The 16,662-nt window shown below is 61.1% G+C and carries 14 protein-coding genes; 10 read left to right on the top strand and 4 right to left on the bottom strand.

Annotation, left to right across the window (positions count from 1 at the left end; genetic code table 11):
* Positions 1 to 4: 4 nt before the first annotated feature.
* The 5 genes from DSM104635_RS16730 to DSM104635_RS16710 all read left to right on the top strand — a co-directional run bounded on the left by DSM104635_RS16730 (position 5) and on the right by DSM104635_RS16710 (position 8,034).
* The gene (locus tag DSM104635_RS16730) at positions 5 to 499 is read left to right on the top strand and encodes a hypothetical protein (protein ID WP_158767309.1); all 495 of its coding nucleotides are present in this window, start codon (positions 5 to 7) and stop codon (positions 497 to 499) included.
* 453 nt (positions 500 to 952) lie between these two features.
* Positions 953 to 2,287 (top strand): surface lipoprotein assembly modifier, encoded by a 1,335-nt coding sequence (locus DSM104635_RS16725; RefSeq protein ID WP_228445731.1) that lies wholly within the window; start codon positions 953 to 955, stop codon positions 2,285 to 2,287.
* A 17-nt stretch (positions 2,288 to 2,304) separates the two neighbouring features.
* Positions 2,305 to 4,983, top strand: a complete 2,679-nt coding sequence (locus DSM104635_RS16720) for a transferrin-binding protein-like solute binding protein (RefSeq protein WP_158767307.1) — start codon at positions 2,305 to 2,307, stop codon at positions 4,981 to 4,983.
* Positions 4,984 to 5,295: 312 nt separating this feature from the next.
* Complete coding sequence (locus DSM104635_RS16715; protein ID WP_158767306.1) at positions 5,296 to 5,715, top strand: DUF5360 family protein; 420 nt, start codon at positions 5,296 to 5,298, stop codon at positions 5,713 to 5,715.
* An 801-nt stretch (positions 5,716 to 6,516) separates the two neighbouring features.
* A complete protein-coding gene (locus DSM104635_RS16710; protein WP_158767305.1) occupies positions 6,517 to 8,034 on the top strand; it encodes a DUF2268 domain-containing putative Zn-dependent protease in 1,518 nt (505 codons plus the stop codon).
* A 361-nt stretch (positions 8,035 to 8,395) separates the two neighbouring features.
* Here DSM104635_RS16710 and DSM104635_RS16705 read toward each other — a convergent pair whose 3' ends face one another.
* Positions 8,396 to 9,691, bottom strand: coding sequence for an alpha/beta hydrolase family protein (locus tag DSM104635_RS16705; RefSeq protein WP_158767304.1), 1,296 nt, complete (start codon positions 9,689 to 9,691; stop codon positions 8,396 to 8,398).
* 214 nt (positions 9,692 to 9,905) lie between these two features.
* Between DSM104635_RS16705 and DSM104635_RS16700 the strand changes: the two genes are divergently transcribed.
* The 5 genes from DSM104635_RS16700 to DSM104635_RS16680 all read left to right on the top strand — a co-directional run bounded on the left by DSM104635_RS16700 (position 9,906) and on the right by DSM104635_RS16680 (position 14,222).
* Positions 9,906 to 10,721, top strand: coding sequence for a DUF5694 domain-containing protein (locus tag DSM104635_RS16700; RefSeq protein ID WP_158767303.1), 816 nt, complete (start codon positions 9,906 to 9,908; stop codon positions 10,719 to 10,721).
* Between the two features lie 200 nt (positions 10,722 to 10,921).
* Entirely contained in the window at positions 10,922 to 11,725 is an 804-nt protein-coding gene (xth, locus tag DSM104635_RS16695) for an exodeoxyribonuclease III (protein WP_158767302.1), read from the top strand.
* Between the two features lie 515 nt (positions 11,726 to 12,240).
* Positions 12,241 to 13,074, top strand: a complete 834-nt coding sequence (locus DSM104635_RS16690) for a hypothetical protein (RefSeq protein WP_158767301.1) — start codon at positions 12,241 to 12,243, stop codon at positions 13,072 to 13,074.
* Positions 13,075 to 13,086: 12 nt separating this feature from the next.
* Entirely contained in the window at positions 13,087 to 13,623 is a 537-nt protein-coding gene (locus DSM104635_RS16685; RefSeq protein WP_158767300.1) for a hypothetical protein, read from the top strand.
* A gap of 155 nt (positions 13,624 to 13,778) precedes the next feature.
* Complete coding sequence (locus DSM104635_RS16680; RefSeq protein WP_158768131.1) at positions 13,779 to 14,222, top strand: DUF4429 domain-containing protein; 444 nt, start codon at positions 13,779 to 13,781, stop codon at positions 14,220 to 14,222.
* Positions 14,223 to 14,261: 39 nt separating this feature from the next.
* Here DSM104635_RS16680 and DSM104635_RS20200 read toward each other — a convergent pair whose 3' ends face one another.
* The 3 genes from DSM104635_RS20200 to DSM104635_RS16665 form a co-directional block, all read right to left on the bottom strand.
* The gene (locus tag DSM104635_RS20200; RefSeq protein ID WP_407703496.1) at positions 14,262 to 14,558 is read right to left on the bottom strand and encodes an excalibur calcium-binding domain-containing protein; all 297 of its coding nucleotides are present in this window, start codon (positions 14,556 to 14,558) and stop codon (positions 14,262 to 14,264) included.
* Between the two features lie 204 nt (positions 14,559 to 14,762).
* Positions 14,763 to 15,278, bottom strand: a complete 516-nt coding sequence (locus DSM104635_RS16670) for a DUF5681 domain-containing protein (RefSeq protein ID WP_158767298.1) — start codon at positions 15,276 to 15,278, stop codon at positions 14,763 to 14,765.
* Positions 15,260 to 16,630, bottom strand: coding sequence for a site-specific DNA-methyltransferase (locus DSM104635_RS16665; protein WP_158767297.1), 1,371 nt, complete (start codon positions 16,628 to 16,630; stop codon positions 15,260 to 15,262). Before DSM104635_RS16665 ends, DSM104635_RS16670 begins: the two co-directional genes overlap by 19 nt.
* Positions 16,631 to 16,662: the final 32 nt, after the last annotated feature.

Raw genomic sequence — 16,662 nt, 5'->3', positions numbered from 1 at the left:
CGAGATGAGTAAGCGCTGCACGCTGATTTCGACCGCCGCCGCCTTCGTGACGGGTGCTTGCGGGTCGACGCAGGCGCAATCGCTGTACGACACTCTCGCACACAACGGCGCTTGCTTCGCGCGCATCTATGACCAAGCGCACTTGGGTTCGCATCCGGATCAGACCGTGACGCACTTCTATCTAGGCGATCCAGGGCCGGACTGGGTCGAGACCCAGGCGCCTGCGCACTACAATCTGGCATTTCGTTTTAAAGTGTTGGACGACGCCGACACATACTCGGGCGTCGCTATTTGCGAACCACAAGGCGCTCTTGCCTCCTGCGTTATCGAGGGCGATGGCGGCAGCTTCACCATTGAGCGCAATGGTGCCGGCCTGCGCATAAGGCTTCAGCGCATGCAGGTGGAGGGAATGCAGGAATTCAGTCCCGACCTGGCGCTTAGGGACAATCGCGTGATGCTCCTTGAGCCGGCGCTAAGCTCAGTGTGCCGAGCAGAATAGCGCAGTTCTTGAGCGGCGTTTTCCGGCGACATCAGGCCGACCATCCGACGCTGACCCGAGCGTCACGAATTGAGCGCCTTCGCCGCTCGTAATTTCGTACGCAAAGGCGCGCCATGGCCCAAACCCGCCGCTCGGCGAACGTGCGCCGCTCTGAAGAGACGGGCGCCACCCGTTGGATCGGCGCGCGTCGGCCATTCGACCACATTGTCGAATGGCGCACGATGGCGGTCAGATCGAAGCCAATCTCGTGGTGGTGCTGGAACCCAATTGCGTCCGCACCAATGGTGCGCCGAGAGCTTACACAACGTGGCGCCCGCGCACCGCTAGCCCCGCCAAAACATCGTGTTTCGCGAGACGGCTCAACCTAATGTTGACAACGGTCGATCGTATGGAAACGCTGCGAGACATTGACCCGCGGGCAATCGCACCGTTCGGGCATGGTGGGGACGACGAGTGAAGCGGTCGATCGCGCGGGGCGCATACCTTGCCGCGCTCGGGGCCTTGGTCACCTTCGGTGGGCTCGGGCTTTCGAGTTGTGCTGCGATGGCGTCGCCAGCAAGCGGCGATGAGATCACAGACCGCAGCGTTGCGCTCGGAACTTTCATTCGCGATCGCAGGTGGGACGACGCTCAAGCGCTGATTGACGCTCTTCCGCCCGATCAGCGTGCGGCGCCGGAAGTGCTGTTCATTGAAGCCTTCATCGCACGCCAGCGCGGTCGGCCACGTCGCGCCATAGAATTGTATCAGCGGCTTCTCGATCAGGATGCATCGCTTGGTCGCGTTCGGCTCGAATTGGCGGAGACTTTCGTCGAACTCGGCGACGACCGTGCGGCGGAGCAGAATTACCGTCTGGCGCTGACCACGGACCTTCCACCGGAGGTGCGCGCGGTAGTGAACGATGCGCTCACGCAATTGGAGCGCCGCGACCGGTGGCGCTTCTCGGTCAATCTTGCTGTCGCGCCCGACACCAACGTCAATGCGGCGACGGACGCCGAGCAGGCGCAACTTTTCGGTTTGCCGTTCGAACTCTCTGACGAAGCGCGTCGCACATCGGGATTGAACATCACAGCTGCAGCCGGCGCCGAGCGCGCGTTCGCGACCGACGGTCCCTTCAGCGGTATCGTCGGCGTGAGCCTTCGCGGCACGGACAACGAGCAGACCGCGTTCGACGATGCGGCGGCGTCGGGCCGGCTCGGCGTGCAATACGTCAGCATGGGCGCGCGATCTGAACTGGCGCTCATCGGCGATCGTCGCTGGTTTGGCGGCGATTGGCTATCGAGCAGCGCGGGCCTCGAATTCCGACAACGTCTCAGCAATGGCAGGACGGTGCACGACGTCAGCCTGTCCGCCAGCCGTTTAGATTATGACGACAGCGTAGATCGTGACGCGGACGTATATTCGCTAGACTGGGACCGTTCGCGCTACGTCTCGCCGATCTTCTTCTGGCGTGCAGGTGCGGCGCTCCGACTGGTCGATGCGGAAAGTGATGCCGAGACCTTCGCGGCGACGCGCGTGTCTGCGGGCGGTTATCACGCGCTTCCGGCCGGCTTTGGCGTCTGGGCCGAGGCCGCCGTCGAGCAACGAGATTTCGACGAGGCGGCCCCGTTGTTTGGCGTGGCGCGCGAGGACTTGGAAATTTCGCTCTCGCTTCGCGGCATCAAACGGGATTGGCGCGTCTTTGGCTACAATCCGTATCTCGGCGCGCTGGTCGCGCAAAACGACAGCAATATCGAGTTGGAAGATTATTCGCGCACGCGCGTCGAATTCGGGCTGACGCGTACGTTCTAAAAAGGGTGGGGAAAGTCATGAGTTCAGTGCAGCTGCTTCGCGTTTCGATGCTGGCGCTCACCGCCGCAATCCTAGGCGGTTGCGCCGGTGGGGGCGGCGGCGGCGGTGGTGGGCCAATCGTATCGCCGCCACCTCCTCCCCCGCCACCACCGCCGCCGGCTGCGACTCTGCTGGGCCCGTTCGCGGCCGTCGTGTTTGCGACGGGTGTGGGGGAGTCCGGCGCTCCGAGCAGCAACGTGCGTGTTGCGGTGCGTGATCCGGATGCGCCCAACGCAACCACGTATGCGGAACTCAACCTGGACGGCGACGAGACGCTCATCGTCACCGCGCCGCAGTTTTCTGGCCAGACTGCGAATGTTCCGGGCGCTCACGCCTTGCGCGGGTTCAGTGTCGGCGATCGCACCATCGACTCTTACTATTGGGATTCTAGCCAGTATCAGCTGCTGCGATTGGAGGAGGGCGGATCAGGCCGGATTGATGCGGCCAGCAGCTATTTGCAATCCGACCCTGGAATGGTTCCAGATCCAGCGGATCACGTCACGCTGCTGCAATGGGCCTCTGCGCCACAGTACTGGGCGAACGGAACACGAAGCGGCTATCAGTTGATTGGTACGTCTGCTGCGCTGTCCGACCTTCCCACGACGGGATCGGCGCACTTCCGCGGCGATGCATATGGGATGTTTGTGCCGACAGGCGCCCCGGCGCAGCGCACGGATTTCATCGCCCGCGCGGCCATGGAAATCGACTTTTCGCAAACGACCGGCGCCATTCGGGGTGGCGTTGAGTATCTCCTACCCAACGTGCAACCGAACGATCTTTCGCAGCTTGACTTCTCGTTCGTGGCCGATCGGTCCGGAACGAATTTCACGAGCACGAGCGTAAGCTTTCCGTTCTTGTCCGGAACCCCGAGTGGGAGTCTCAACGGTCAGTTTTACGGCAATGCCGGAGATCTTGAGGCCGGCGCGGCGTTCAGCTTTCTCGCGCCGGGCCGAGGCCAGCTTGTCGGCGCCTTTGTAGCGGGGCGCATTACCGACAGTCTCGCCATTCCGTCTCCGCAATCGGTCCAATACGCCTATATCGCGCGCTCTGCCGGCTCGGACACGATGGGCGTGACTGGCATCACCTCAGGTCCCAACAATCAAGTCACCTTCACGCCCAACGCCCCCATCGAGACCGATGACGGATTCGACCTCCTCGCATCGATTCCGAATGGGGGCGGTAGCGTCATATTCGGCAGCCCGTTGTTTGACGCGTCCACGCGCCAGCATTCCGGGGCGCCAGAAATGTATCGCATCGTGCCAGAATTCTGGGCGAGCGGTGGTGGCGCACTCTATCGCTACCCCCTGCCAATCGTCCGCGACGGCCAAACTCAGTATCCGATTTTTGCACAGGCGCTCGAATATCGGATATCGCTGCCCTCCGGGCCCTTCGCGATCACCACGTTCGATCTCTACACCACGATTGGTGCAACAACGCCGCTCGGAGATTTGCCGACGATGGGCGAGGCTACCTTCCTCGGCGAAGCCGTTGGCTCGTACCAAAATTTCGCAGATGGCCTGCTCGCTCGCGTGAACGGTCAGGTCAGTATCAACGCGAACTTTGCGACCCGCACGCTCGCCGGCGCGATCGACAATTTCGTTCCCTACAATCAGGACGGCCCAGGTACGTTTGACGCTGTCGGATTCCTGGGGCGGGAATTAAGCTTCAGCGCGCCGTTTGGGGAGACGTTTACAGCGACCAACGCTGTACTTCACTACGGTATCAATCCGGCCGCCAGCGCCTTCAATGGCACCGTGGTCGGCCGTTTCTACGGCCCCAGTTCGCGCGCGGCCGCAGAGATCGGCGGTTCGTTCTCGCTCTCCTCGCCGGGTCTCGCGAACTTCGCGGGCGTATACGTCGCAGGGCGGAATCCGACGCTGGGCATCAACACAGGCCTCCCACAAACTTTCTCCACCGCTCCGGGCGCTTCAAATTTTCTGTCTTCGCTCCTGCCGATGGACGGCCTGAATTTCTCTTGGACGAGGGGCGGAGGAGCTACGGCAGACGACGCAATGGCGCTCGCCTTCACGCGCGACGCGTTTGTGGTGAACGTGACGGTGCCGAACCCGCCCATGCAGGGCCTCAATCGCTTTAGCCACGTTTTCGATCCCAACGGCGGTGGCGTATTCTTTCGATACGAACAGATCGAGACCTCCGGAGCCGGCCCATTCAACATTGCCATCATCGAGCGCATTGCCGGCGTGAGTCTCAACTATGCAAGCCTGGGGCACTATTTCGATTCCTCACATCCCGACGGGTTTTTCGCATTCGGTCAGCAAACCAACGCGATGCCCACGACCGGCTCAGCCGCGTACGACGGTGTCGCGGTTGGACAGTATCGCACAGGCGGCAACACAACTGCCTTGGATGGCCGGTTCACCATGGCCGCCAACTTTTCCACGGGCGCGCTGAGCGGTGCGCTCGACATGATCGAAACTCAGAACCCATTTCCAGGTGTGAACGCCGATTTCACCTTCGCGGGCACGATCTCGGGCACGCAATTCTCAAGCCCGTTCACGACCGCTGACGGCGTGCTCACGGGCACGATCGGCGGCATTTTTGCCGGTCCGAACGCCGCGGAAGTCGCCGGCACCTTTGCAACTGCGCCTTCGCCCTCAGGCAACGTATTCGAGGGAGCGTTCGTCGGTCGCCGTTAGAAAATCTGCGCGGCGACCACCGAAACGCAAGACGCTGCGGCTTCGCACGTAGAGCGCGTGAGTGCACGTGTGAAACAGTAACGAAGCGCCGATCTGTGTTGTCGAGGACTATTTGCGAGACAGGGATAGCCCTCGTGAATGTCCGCGCTGCGCAACCAAAAATCGAACCGTCTCCGTCGCGTGAACGCATGGCTGGCGTTCGGATACCATAAGTGAGGCAATGTCAGCTTCCGGCGATGGCGTGCCGTAGCTGCTGCGGGTGATCAACGGCGCGATTGGAGCAGGGCAACCGTTGAGGTACAGCCTGCCAGCATGGGCAAAAGACTCCGACTAGCTCTTTCAATCACCGATATTGTCTTCTTGGCGTACTGGTTGGTGTCTGCCCTTCATCTCGCAGGGGTGTTGCCGATACCGGCGGATTGGCTTTACGCGGATGCCGACGATCCGCGCGTTGTGGCGTGGAACTGGTCGTTTCTTCCTTTGGACTTGGCGTTCTCACTGACTGGGCTCACCGCTATTCGCTGCGCCCGACACGCAAATCCACTTTGGAAACCGCTGACGCTTATTTCATTGGTGCTGACAATGGTCGCCGGCGGGATGGCTGTTGGATATTGGACGCTGCTTGGCGAGTTCGATCCCTTCTGGTTCTTGCCCAACTTGGCTCTGCTTATCTGGCCTGTGTTTTTCTTGGGAGGAGTAATCGCCTCGCTGCGACAGCTACCTTACGGATGACCGAGTTCGGCGAAATCGCGCCGCCCATTCTCGGTGGGAACCACTGCCCGATTGGGGCGACCCGGACGTTGGAATCGTGCGAGAGAAATCGGATGTCCTGGTTTGAGATCGTTTATTCTGAGGACGTAGCCAGCAAGGCCTTGTCTTCAGACAAGGTTGCAGCGCGGGACCGAACGGAAGCCGCGGCGGTAGCGATGACGGGTTTCGAGAACGCGCGGGCTGTGCACGGCGCTAAGTGTTATCGCGTCATTGATGGCTTGGGCTTGGTTGTGGCCCGAGGTCCGAAAGGGATCTCAACGACGTAGACGAGATTGGCGTCGCGAATGACGCCCTTCGGCGATGTCGTGCCGCATTGCAGCGAATGTAATCAACGTCGTGTCTTGAGCGGGTCGGCCATTCGGTGAAAATCGCGGCTAGTCGCGATGTGGCGCACGCGACCCTCACCGCCACCGCGCGCAGCTTCAATGAACGAAGGCGGCTCGTGCATTTCCATCACTTATGACGCGCCCTGCCTGAGCAACCATTGAGCGCCCGTTCACGCGCGCCGCCGCGTTGGCGAAGGTTGACGCTGTGTGGTAGCTCTTGGCGGCGTGGACTATTGGGAGGGATCGGCTCATGCGACGTGCATTGGTGCTGCTGGGACTTCTGCTCTCGTTATCCCTCGGAGGCGTGCATCAATCTCGCGCGCAGGACGGCGATTGCACCGACGCATATATCCGCAGTTTCGACGTGCCGGCTCGCGGCGCCCACCCGGATTGGAGCGCCGGGGCCATACAGTGCCGTGAGTACTTTCGAATTCCCGTGAGCACACCCTCCGGTGAGATTTCGATCCGCGGAATCGGCGACGCCAATGTCGCGGCAGGCCTTCCCACCGGCGGCATAGACGCCATTGCATCAGGGGTCCGCCGCGCCGCACGTCACCTTCCCGCGCTGGGCAACTTTGATCTCGACGACACCACGATCCTGATTTCAAGCATACCCTCTGGACCAACCGACGTGCAGCCGGAGTTTGGCTATTCCGACGCCTGGACGCTGCCTGGAGCGAGCCGAGACGGATACGTCGAATGTCACGTCACATTGTTCATCCAGCCGGACTTCACAGCGTCTGAGATCGCGTATGCAGTCGCGCACGAATTGTTCCATTGCGTTCAGGAGGCGACCCTCTCCGACGAGCAGAACGCAACCAAGTCAGGGTCGGGTCTGTGGTGGATTGAAGGCTCGGCAGAATTGTTCGCAGCCCTCGCCGCCGGTGCGCAGGAACGCTGGAACCGAGCGCCCGGGTTCGACGCCGCCGTCGCCGAAGAACTGCCGCTCTACGAGATGTCGTACCGCATGGCGGTGTTTTTCTATTGGTACAACGAGCAAAACGGAATTGATGCGCTTATTCCATTTCTGCATCTCATGTCCGAGGAGGGAACGGGCTACGCACAGAAGCTTGCGATGCACGATGTCCTCTCGGATCGAGAGTGGCTCGAGTTCGTAGAAGCCTATGATGATCGCCGCATCGTTTATCCAAGCGGAGCACGCCTACGCTTCGGTCAGCAGTTGGATGGCGAAAGCTGGGAAATCGAAGACGACGTGCGCTTCCGCCGCGAGTTCCGGCCATTCGTGATCGCGCTTGGATGGGCCAACTATGCGTGCGGCGTTTGGGGCAACACGGCGACCGAGGCCAATTTCGCTATCCACGAGGACGGCCGTACCGATTGGGTGTCGCCATGGCCTGGCGAAATCAACACGCGGGAGTCCGCCACCAGCGGCCGCCGCTATCGCGTGGCAGCGATCTTGACCGATCCAGGCAGTGTCGATGTCGACTTCGATTTGAACGTCGAGCGGCGCGAGAGCTGCGCGGCGTGTTTGACACGCGCTGTCATCGACCGGTGCCTCATCGGCACTTGGGAAATGACCGGCGGTGGGCCGATGGAGTTCTTGCGCCGCTACGGCGCCCCGATCAGCCGCGACGCCATGGGCCGTATGGTCGTCACGATGCGCGGCGATGGCACGTACTCCACGCGGAATGTAGCCATGGACTATCAAGTCGATCCGGGCGACGAGCTTGGGCCGGTTGATACCAACGGCGAGATTCAAGCATCGAACGGGCGTTGGTCTGCCGAGCGTGGCCGGTTGCTGGCGTGCGTTGACGAAGGCGGCGACGCAATGTCGACGTCGGTTGGGCGTGGCGGCGTATTCGTGACCTCGATCGGCAGCCAAGCGGGGACCGGCGGGGGCGCACAATATTCATGCGACGACACCACGCTTGCTACAGCGCCTGGCGAGGGCATGACCTTCACGTTCACGCGCCTGACGCCCAGGCGACCTTAGGGCACGGGTGCCTGAGTCTCGCCGCCGCCGTTTGCTGGTCCGCCGTAGCGGAGTTCGAGAGCGACTGCAGCTGCGCCGCGTTGACCGGCCCCGCCCGGTCATCACAGTCTCGGTTGCCCGCGGCGCGACAAATGCCTCCACGCACACCGCGACGGCGCTATCGCCCCGACATTCAGCGACGACGGCTCGCGCAAAGTCGATGCGGGTTGGACGATGCTCGGATTAAGCTCGAATGTAGCTGGCCGGATATTGCGGACGCCATCAACGTCCGCAATCGGCGAGATCGTGCCGACCCGCTGAGTAGGCGCCGACTGTCGTGATTGAGTGAAAAGCGCCGTTACGTCGGTGGTTGGCCGAGGAACTAGGATGCGGCGTGAGCGCGCACGAACGCGAGCAGGGTCTGCTGGAATTCCGGCGCGAGGTGAGGCCAGGGCTCGCCGTCCCGGTGGCGCATGTAAGAATGATCCGCGTCTGAGATGATCAGCGTTTCCGCCGGCGTTGCGCGAGGCAGCACGGAGCGAATCGAGGCGGCGCTCGAAGGCGGCACGCGCGCATCGTCCTCGCCATAGATCAGCAGCACGGGAATTCGCACCTCCGCCCAGTACCGCGCGGAATCATAGTCGGCGATGCGGCGCTGGAACGCCCAGTAATACGACTCCGCCGCCGGCAGCGGGAAATACCAGGCGCGGTCGGCATAGTGCGGCGCATCCGCGAGCAGCGCCCGGAGTCCACGCCCACTCGAGCCTGCCGTGACGACGCGGTCCACGAACGCGTAAGCTTCACGCCGCTGCGCCTCGCTATGCACGTCGCCGTTCACCGTGTTGCGCAAGCTGTAGCGCTCGACATCGGCCGTGCTGCCGATCGCGCCGGCGCCGGCGATGATGAAAGCGACATGACCGGAGCGCGTCGCGACAAGCGGCGCGATAGTGGCGCCTTGGCTGTGGCCGTAGATACCAATGTGCGCTGAGTCGAGTTCGGGCCGCGCCGTGAGCCATTCGAGCCCCGCGCCTGCGTCGGCGGCCAGATCCTGAAAGGTCGCCTCGCGCCAATCTCCGGTCGAGCGCCCAACGCCGCGCTTATCGTAGATCAGCGCCGCATAGCCGGCGCGGCAAAGCAGGTTGGCCTCGAAACGCGAGGCGTCTCGCGCTTCAGCGCCCGAGCCGTGCAGGAACAGCACCGCCGCTGGCGCAGGCGTGTGGGCTGGCAAAACCAGCGATCCCGAAAGTGCGACAGCGCCGTTGCTGAACTGCGCCGGAATCTCGGTGCACGCAGGCGGCGCGGTGACGCGCGCAAAGATGAAGCGTCCATCGACGCCCGCTTCCGTGTAGGCGCCGGAAAGCGCGCCCGCGGACACTGCGCCGTCGAACACCGCCGCGGTGCGATCGCCCGCGAGCACGAAGTGCGCGGCAGCGCCATCTTGACGTACGTCCTGGAGCGGGATGCCGAGGGCGCGCAGGTCGGGCGAGGAAAAGCGTCCCGCCAACGCCCCGTCCGTGCGCGTGAAATCCAACTCGACGGGGAGTGTTGCATCCCCTCTCTGGAATTGGCCACGCCAATATCCTTCAAGCGATGGCGGCAGCGCTGATGGCGGCGGCGGGGGCGTCTCGCAGGAGGCCAGGGCGATCGCCAGTAGAAGTAGTGTTTGGCGGAGTTTCATCCCGAAGAAAGAACCTGATTTCGCACCTGCTTCAACCCGGGAGCTGCGACCGTCAGTTGTCGGCGAGGTCGCGCCGTCGCCGCGGGCAGGGTGTCAACGACCGCATTGGATCGAGCACGCCGCTCAACCATAGTCGAAGGTGGATCTTCGTTGGAGATTTCACCACGCAGGCTGCATCCGGCCTCAATGCACGGCGCATCTCACGAATGGAGGGATGACCATGCAAGCCAGGACTGTGTTCGCCGCCTTGTGCCTTGCGCTCGCGGGATGCGCCTCGGCCCAAACGTCTGCGCCGTTCACGGAAGCCCGCGCGCAAGTCATGGTGTTGGGCGTCTATCATTTCCGCGCTGGCGGCAGCGATTACGTCGCCAACCAGCTCGATGATCACCTTTCGCCACGCCGCCAGACCGAGATCGCAGAGGTGCTGGACCGACTCGAGCGCTTCCAGCCGACCAAGATCGTCGTTGAACTCGATCCTAATCGGGAAGCGGAGTTCAACTCACGCTACACCCGCTATCGCACGGGCGCCGAGACGCTCGGCGTCAACGAACGCGATCAATTGGGCATGGTGCTCGCGAACCGGCTGGGCCTGGAGCGGCTCTACGCGGCGGACGCCGACAGCGACATGCATTTCGACCAGATGCTCGCCGCCGCGGAGGCCGCCGGTCAAACCCATTTGGTCGAACAATTTCGCGCCGGCATGGCGAGTATCGAAGCGCACCAAGCCGCGACGCGCGATCTTTCCGTGCGCGATCGGCTGATCGACGTGAACTCGCCGGAAGTTGTCGGATGGAACGACTTCTACATGACAATGGCGCAGATGGGCGCGCAGGCCGACCCGATCGGCGCGCACGACATGGCGGCGTGGTGGGGTCGCAACATTCACATCTTCGCCGGTATCGCGCGCATCGCTGAGCCGGGCGACCGTATCCTCGTAATCTACGGCCACGGCCACAAGGCGCTGCTCGACCAGTATTTTAGACAGGCGCATGAGTTCCAGCTTGTCGACCCGCTGACCTATTTGCGTTGAGCGGGGCCTGGTGCACGCGCGGTTATACGGCTGAAGCACTCTGAATCAGCACAGGGGCGCGCGCGGCCTGATCACTTTGGCGACCGTCAGCAATCGGCGATGGTGAGCCGTTCGCGCGGGCAGGGCGCGTCTGACCGGATCGGAGCGCGCTGGCCACTCGTGAAATTGACGCCGTGACCTAGGCTAGCCACGCTGCGCCGATGCTTGTCGCCACCTTCAACGTCAATGGCGTCAACGGCCGCTTGCCAGTGTTGCTGCGCTGGTTGGAAGAGCGCCGGCCCGACATCGTCTGTCTGCAAGAGCTGAAAGCGCCGGACGAGAAGTTTCCGATCAAAGAGATCGAGAAAGCCGGCTACGGCGCGATATGGCACGGGCAGAAGAGTTGGAATGGCGTCGCTATCTTGGCGATGGGTGACGCACCGGAAGAAACGCGGCGTGGTTTGCTCGGAGATAAGAACGATCTGCATGCGCGCTACATCGAAGCGGCCGTGAAAGAGATCGTGGTCGGCTGCCTCTATCTACCCAATGGCAATCCTTATCCCGGCCCCAAGTTCGACTACAAACTCAAATGGTTTGAACGTCTGACCAAACTCGCGAACGTGCTGCAGGCCGCGGACGTTCCCGTCATTCTCGCCGGTGACTACAACGTCATGCCGACCAAGCTCGACGTCTACAAGCCCGAGCGCTGGACCGACGATGCACTGTTCCGGATCGAAGTGCGGGAGGCTTATGCAAACCTCGTCAAGCAGGGTTGGGTCGATGCGATCCGCCACCTTCACCCAAGCGAGCGCATCTACACATTTTGGGACTACTTCCGGAATGCCTACGTGCGTAACGCCGGCCTGCGCATCGATCACTTCCTGCTCAATCCGTTGATCGCGCCGCGGCTCAAAGCGGCCGGCGTCGACAAGCATGTGCGGGGTTGGGAGAAGGCGAGCGATCACGCGCCGACTTGGATTGAGCTTGGTCCCATCAAGAGGACGCGCACGACGAAGCGTGCTTAGCTCTTGAGTGATGCGAGGGCACCCCGCCGGTGTCGGGTTCAACGTCCGCTTCCGGCGAGAGCGCGCCGGTCGCGCAGAGTTCAAGCCACTGACCGTATTAGATCGACTGCGCCATTGACGAAATTTGTCGATCGGGGCGAGGCTGGCCCTTGCGGCCGTTGAGCACGATCAGCGGAAGTGTCCGGTCTGAGGCCGAACACGGACAGAGCCCATCGATCAGCTCAGTTCGCCGGTGGCATTTCAACCGCGCAGTGCGCTCGCTGGTGCGTATGCAGGATTTTGGTGAGCGCCCGGACTGATCGCGACCGGGCATCTGTTTCGGGCCAATTTGAGAAATTGCGCATCCAGCTTCGGGAGCAGTCCTCTCTTTTCTCGCGCGCCTGATATCGAGTTTGTTTGGTTAATGGTTCGCCTGAACTGATTGAGACTTGGCGCATAGGCGTATCGAATAAGCGAAGGCATTCGCGCGCCGCAGCGCGTTCTGCAACTCTGTGTAGTTTCTCACGGAGGCGGAAGTGGCGACGCGTCAAGTCATGCGGCACTGCAATAACTGCGCAAGGCAGACCTTGCATGTGCAGCAGTACATGTCTGCGGCGACCCACATCGTCCTGCTTCTAATTACCGGAGGTCTTTGGGTGCTCGCGCTCATTGCCTACTACGTCCTCGGTGGATGGCTAATCGAGCCCGTGCGCAAGGCGATGGAGAAGGGCAAGTGCACGGCTTGCGGGTCCGCGCCGGCGGCTCAGCCAATGCTTGCAACCGGTCATCTCAGCACCGGCGTTAGCAGCCCTTCGCCGGTCGATCCAACAGCCAAGCTGATCATAGTTGGCTTTGGCGTATTACTATTCGGCGTTCTTGGAGCCATCGCTTATCTCGCCTCGCCAACTGCCACTTCGGCAATTGAAGTCGAAGCGACTCCGATGGAACGGAGCGTATTCAACCCGGAAACCTCTGCCACTCAAGTTCAGGACGACGAGTGGACTACGCTAACTGGCGTATCGAGCGGCGCACAAGTTGGCTTTGTCTGCCAAGCGGTTGTGGCTGCGCTGATGGGCCATCCAATCGAAATCATGCATGTCGAACGGGTTCGCGATAACGAAGCCGATGTTCGTTACAACCGCCCTAGCGACGGCATGCTTTGGCGCACGCGCTGTAAAATGGAGAACGGCTCTGTCGTATGGCGAACGATCGATGCGTTCGGACCTGGATCGGGACTGGGGCGGTGGCGAAACGGACCGGATGACTCGCGCATCAGCGTAGCGATAGCAAGGCGCAGAGACGCCCTCCGCGTGACAGAGGAATACTCCGATGGCTCTCGATCTGTGCACGAAATCGATCTTGCCTTTTAGGACGCGGGACAAATGACTCGCGATCCTCAAGACCTCATTCGTCGATGGCCAGATGGCATTGAAGCCATCGAAGTTGTCGCCACTGAGAAAACATCGGGCGTCCCGACCGCAGTCGCCGGCGCTGTGCTGTTTGGTGGGCCGGGAATGGTCGCGGGTTCAATACTCGGACGCAACGAGAAACGGACTGTGCGAGTCACGTACAGCGACGGTCGCCAGGATCTTAAAACGGTCTCCGCACATGAGTGCGTTGAGCTTGTCAAACGCCACAATCAATGGCTCGCCACAAAGCAAGAAGCTGACCGTATCGCGGCCTTGACCCCCGAGGAGCAACAGGCCGAAGCCGCCGCTGTTGAGCAGTCACAAGAACGCATGACGTGGTGCTACCTTTGGACTTCGTTGGCGCTCTTAGGTTTGGCGCTCGCTTTCAGACAGAATTGGACCGCCTGGGGTGCTGGCGTGTATTTCGTGTTGAGCGCTTTGGCGCTGCTACTCCCTCGGCTCTCTGACGCGGCGGGGCGGAATGCGAAAGGCTCGAAGCCAGAAGCCTGAAAGACTAGGCGATGGACATCTTATCGATCGCTTCGCACTCCAAGCGCTAATCGCCCGCGGATTCTCGGACGAAATCTGGATGGCTGCTCGCGATCTGCGTGCACGTGTTTGCGCCTTGCACGACAAGACGTTCAACATTGGCCCGAGGAACGAACATGCACGCAGAGGGATCCAACGGCTCGGTCACCCTGGATGGGGATCAGCTTAGAATTCGCCACAAGGGTTGGGCGAGCGCTATGACAAAGGGCCTCCAGGGGGAAAAGGTCATCCCCGTCTCAAATGTTACGTCGGTCCAGTTTAGGCCGGCGTCGGGTTTCATGGCGGGCTACATTCAGTTCAGTCTTCTTGGCGGTTTCGACCGGCCAGGTGGAATTCTCGAAGCGACCAAGGACGAAAACGCTGTTCTGTTTGAACGCAGCCAGCAGAATACATTCGAAACCCTCCGAGCCGAGATGGAGAGACGACTTGTTGCGTCGGCAGCGCCCGCGCCCACAGGCGGCGTGGCGAGCGAGCTTGAACGGCTCGCTGGCCTGGTCGATCGGGGATTTTTGTCTCGAGATGAGTTTGAGGCGCAAAAGCGCGCTTTGTTGCAAGCCTGATCGGGTGATCCGTCTTGCACGTGGGTTTTAGAGACCAGCTTACGGCAACCGTTCACAGGCAATTCCGTCGCCGTCACCGTCCAGCAAGTGCGGATCTCCTAAGCCTTCGCTCTCAAAGAATGCTTGCGCCTGAGAATGGGTCGAGAAGTCGCGGCAATCGCGGTCGCGGGTGGTTCGACGGCTAGTCACGGTGGGCGAACTCACGTGCAGCGGCTTTGTTACGTCGGTGGCCTCAATCTGAGCGGTGGGTGCGCTTGGAACGTCCCACAGAGTAACGCTCCATGCGGCAAGTCCGACAAGCGCTGCCCACGCGGCGATTAACGTAAACCCTCTCATCGTCACATCCCGGTCCAGCGGTGTGTTGCGCGGAGATGCTAGAAATAGATCAACAGCGGGCAATCGAGCTCGCCCGAAGCGATAAGCCCGCGCTGGATTAGTCCATTGGCACGGAAAAGCGCCGGCCCCTCGCTTTCGCGAGAGGCCGGCTAGCAAGTGGGCTGCGCTCATGGACGATATTGAACATCTAGCTGAAGCACTCTCTCATCGGCGCGCGGCCTGTTTTTTCTTGCGCCAATGCCGCTCTCGAAAAACGTCGATCATATGTTCTGGCGTCATATGATCGGGAAATTGCTCTGGGTTTTCCCGGTGCAGAAGCACGTGCCATCGGCTCATTAGTGAAACAAGATCTGGCGGCACCTTATAGTTCGGATCCGCAAGGTTCTCGTTATTGATGATCCACTTCAGCACAAGTTGGCCATACTCAAAGCTCAGCCAGGCGCTGGCCGTCATAGCTTCATCGAAACGTTTTTGCAGATAACGCTGATTGGTCACTTTGCCTTTCATCGCGTCTTCAAAGATCTTCAGCTGGAGCAGCTCCCCGCGGAATTTCGTGGTGCCATCTTTCATAACCACTTGCTGATTCAAGAAATCACGAGGGTCGGTTAGATCGAAAGGCCTTGCCGGCTTCTTCCGCTTTGGCCTGCCCTTGGAGTTGGGGGAAGGCGTGCCTTTCTGCCAGCGGCCGCCCTTGTCACGTTTTACTTTTCGAGAACGCATTCTGCGTTCCTTTCATTGCCCTGGGTTGATGAAGCGCGCGCTTCTTCGATGTCTTCAAACGCGCGGTTTTCGCCGGCATGCAGGGCGCGCTTGCCGGTGAAATTCTGCCAGCGACGGACAATGGTGTCACAATAGGCTGGGTCGAGTTCTATGAGCCGCGCACGGCGGCCGGTCTTTTCCGCGGCGATCAGCGTTGAGCCAGAGCCGCCAAACGCATCGAGCACAATCTCGCCGCGCTTCGAGCAATCCTTGATGGCGTCAACGATCAGCGCAACGGGCTTGACCGTTGGGTGCATGGCGATTTCGGCGTCACGCGCCGCGCCAAACGCGTTGGCGCCGGCATATTCCCAGATGTTGGTGCGGTAACGCCCGGTCTGACCAAGCTCAAAATTATTGGTGTGCGGCGCCGTGCCGTGCTTGAACGCGAAAATCAATTCGTGGCGTGAGCGGTAAAAAGTGCCCATGCCGCCATTCGATTTGGCCCAAACGATGAGATTCTTCAGTTCGGTGTAAACTTCCGCACCGGCGGCGATAATTTCGCCCATATGGCGCCAGTCCATGCAGACGAAATGAATGGCGCCATCTTTGGAATACACGGCCATGCGGCCGAAAGCGGTCGCGAGAAAGACTTTGAACTCAGCCGGCGACATTTCGCCGATCGCCATCGGAAATTCACGATGCTGGTGCTTGCCCAGGCCGCTGACATGGGCAACGGGCACGTTGAAAGGCGGGTCTGTGAAAATCAGCGCCGCCAGTTCGTCGGCCATCAGCGCTCTGAAGGAGACCTCTTCAAGCGCGTTGCCGCAATAAAGGCGGTGATCACCGAGTAGCCACAAATCTCCAGGCCGGCTGACGCACGCGCCGGGTGCGGGCAGGGGCGGAGTTTCGTCGGCGCGGTCTGGATCTGGCGCTCGCTTTTCGTTCGCTTCATCGAACAGCGAGTCCATCTCGGCGATTTCAAAGCCTGTGGCGTCGAGCTCATATGCTTCATCGAGCAGGTCCTTGAGCTCAAGCACCAGGACTTCTTTGTCCCAAACCGCGTCTTCCGCGAGCCGATTGTCGGCCAGGATAAAGGCGCGCTTTTGCGCGGGTGTGAGGTGGGACGCTAGAAGTGTTGGCACTTCCGTCCAGCCCAGCATCTTCACCGCCGCAATGCGCGCATGACCCGCTAGAACGCAGCCATCCTCGTCGATCAGTACTGGGATAAGAAAGCCAAATTCGGTGATTGCAGCCGCGAGCTTTTTGGTCTGCCGCTTTGGATGAATGCGCGCATTGCGCCCATACGGCTTGAGCGATTCGATCGGCCGCAGCTCGACGGCGCTTTCCAAGATTTGGAGAGAGGACGTTTGCATAATATAACCCCAATAAGGGTTGAATATAGGTG

The sequence above is a fragment of the Terricaulis silvestris genome (genome assembly GCF_009792355.1).
GTDB classification, from domain to species: Bacteria; Pseudomonadota; Alphaproteobacteria; order Caulobacterales; family Aquidulcibacteraceae; genus Vitreimonas; species Vitreimonas silvestris.
The sequence above is the reverse complement of the archived record's forward strand: the minus strand, read 5'-3'. Positions and strand labels throughout refer to the sequence as shown.

What these genes read in the sequence shown, in the direction of transcription:
- DSM104635_RS16720 (WP_158767307.1), top strand. Translation starts at nt 2,305, where the DNA reads ATGAGTTCAGTGCAGCTGCTTCGCGTTTCGATGCTGGCGCTCACCGCC.
- DSM104635_RS16700 (WP_158767303.1), top strand. Translation starts at nt 9,906, where the DNA reads ATGACCATGCAAGCCAGGACTGTGTTCGCCGCCTTGTGCCTTGCGCTC.
- DSM104635_RS16705 (WP_158767304.1), bottom strand. Translation starts at nt 9,691, where the DNA reads ATGAAACTCCGCCAAACACTACTTCTACTGGCGATCGCCCTGGCCTCC.
- DSM104635_RS16715 (WP_158767306.1), top strand. Translation starts at nt 5,296, where the DNA reads ATGGGCAAAAGACTCCGACTAGCTCTTTCAATCACCGATATTGTCTTC.
- DSM104635_RS16685 (WP_158767300.1), top strand. Translation starts at nt 13,087, where the DNA reads ATGACTCGCGATCCTCAAGACCTCATTCGTCGATGGCCAGATGGCATT.
- DSM104635_RS16665 (WP_158767297.1), bottom strand. Translation starts at nt 16,630, where the DNA reads ATGCAAACGTCCTCTCTCCAAATCTTGGAAAGCGCCGTCGAGCTGCGG.
- DSM104635_RS16730 (WP_158767309.1), top strand. Translation starts at nt 5, where the DNA reads ATGAGTAAGCGCTGCACGCTGATTTCGACCGCCGCCGCCTTCGTGACG.
- DSM104635_RS16670 (WP_158767298.1), bottom strand. Translation starts at nt 15,278, where the DNA reads ATGCGTTCTCGAAAAGTAAAACGTGACAAGGGCGGCCGCTGGCAGAAA.
- xth (WP_158767302.1), top strand. Translation starts at nt 10,922, where the DNA reads ATGCTTGTCGCCACCTTCAACGTCAATGGCGTCAACGGCCGCTTGCCA.
- DSM104635_RS16680 (WP_158768131.1), top strand. Translation starts at nt 13,779, where the DNA reads ATGCACGCAGAGGGATCCAACGGCTCGGTCACCCTGGATGGGGATCAG.
- DSM104635_RS20200 (WP_407703496.1), bottom strand. Translation starts at nt 14,558, where the DNA reads ATGAGAGGGTTTACGTTAATCGCCGCGTGGGCAGCGCTTGTCGGACTT.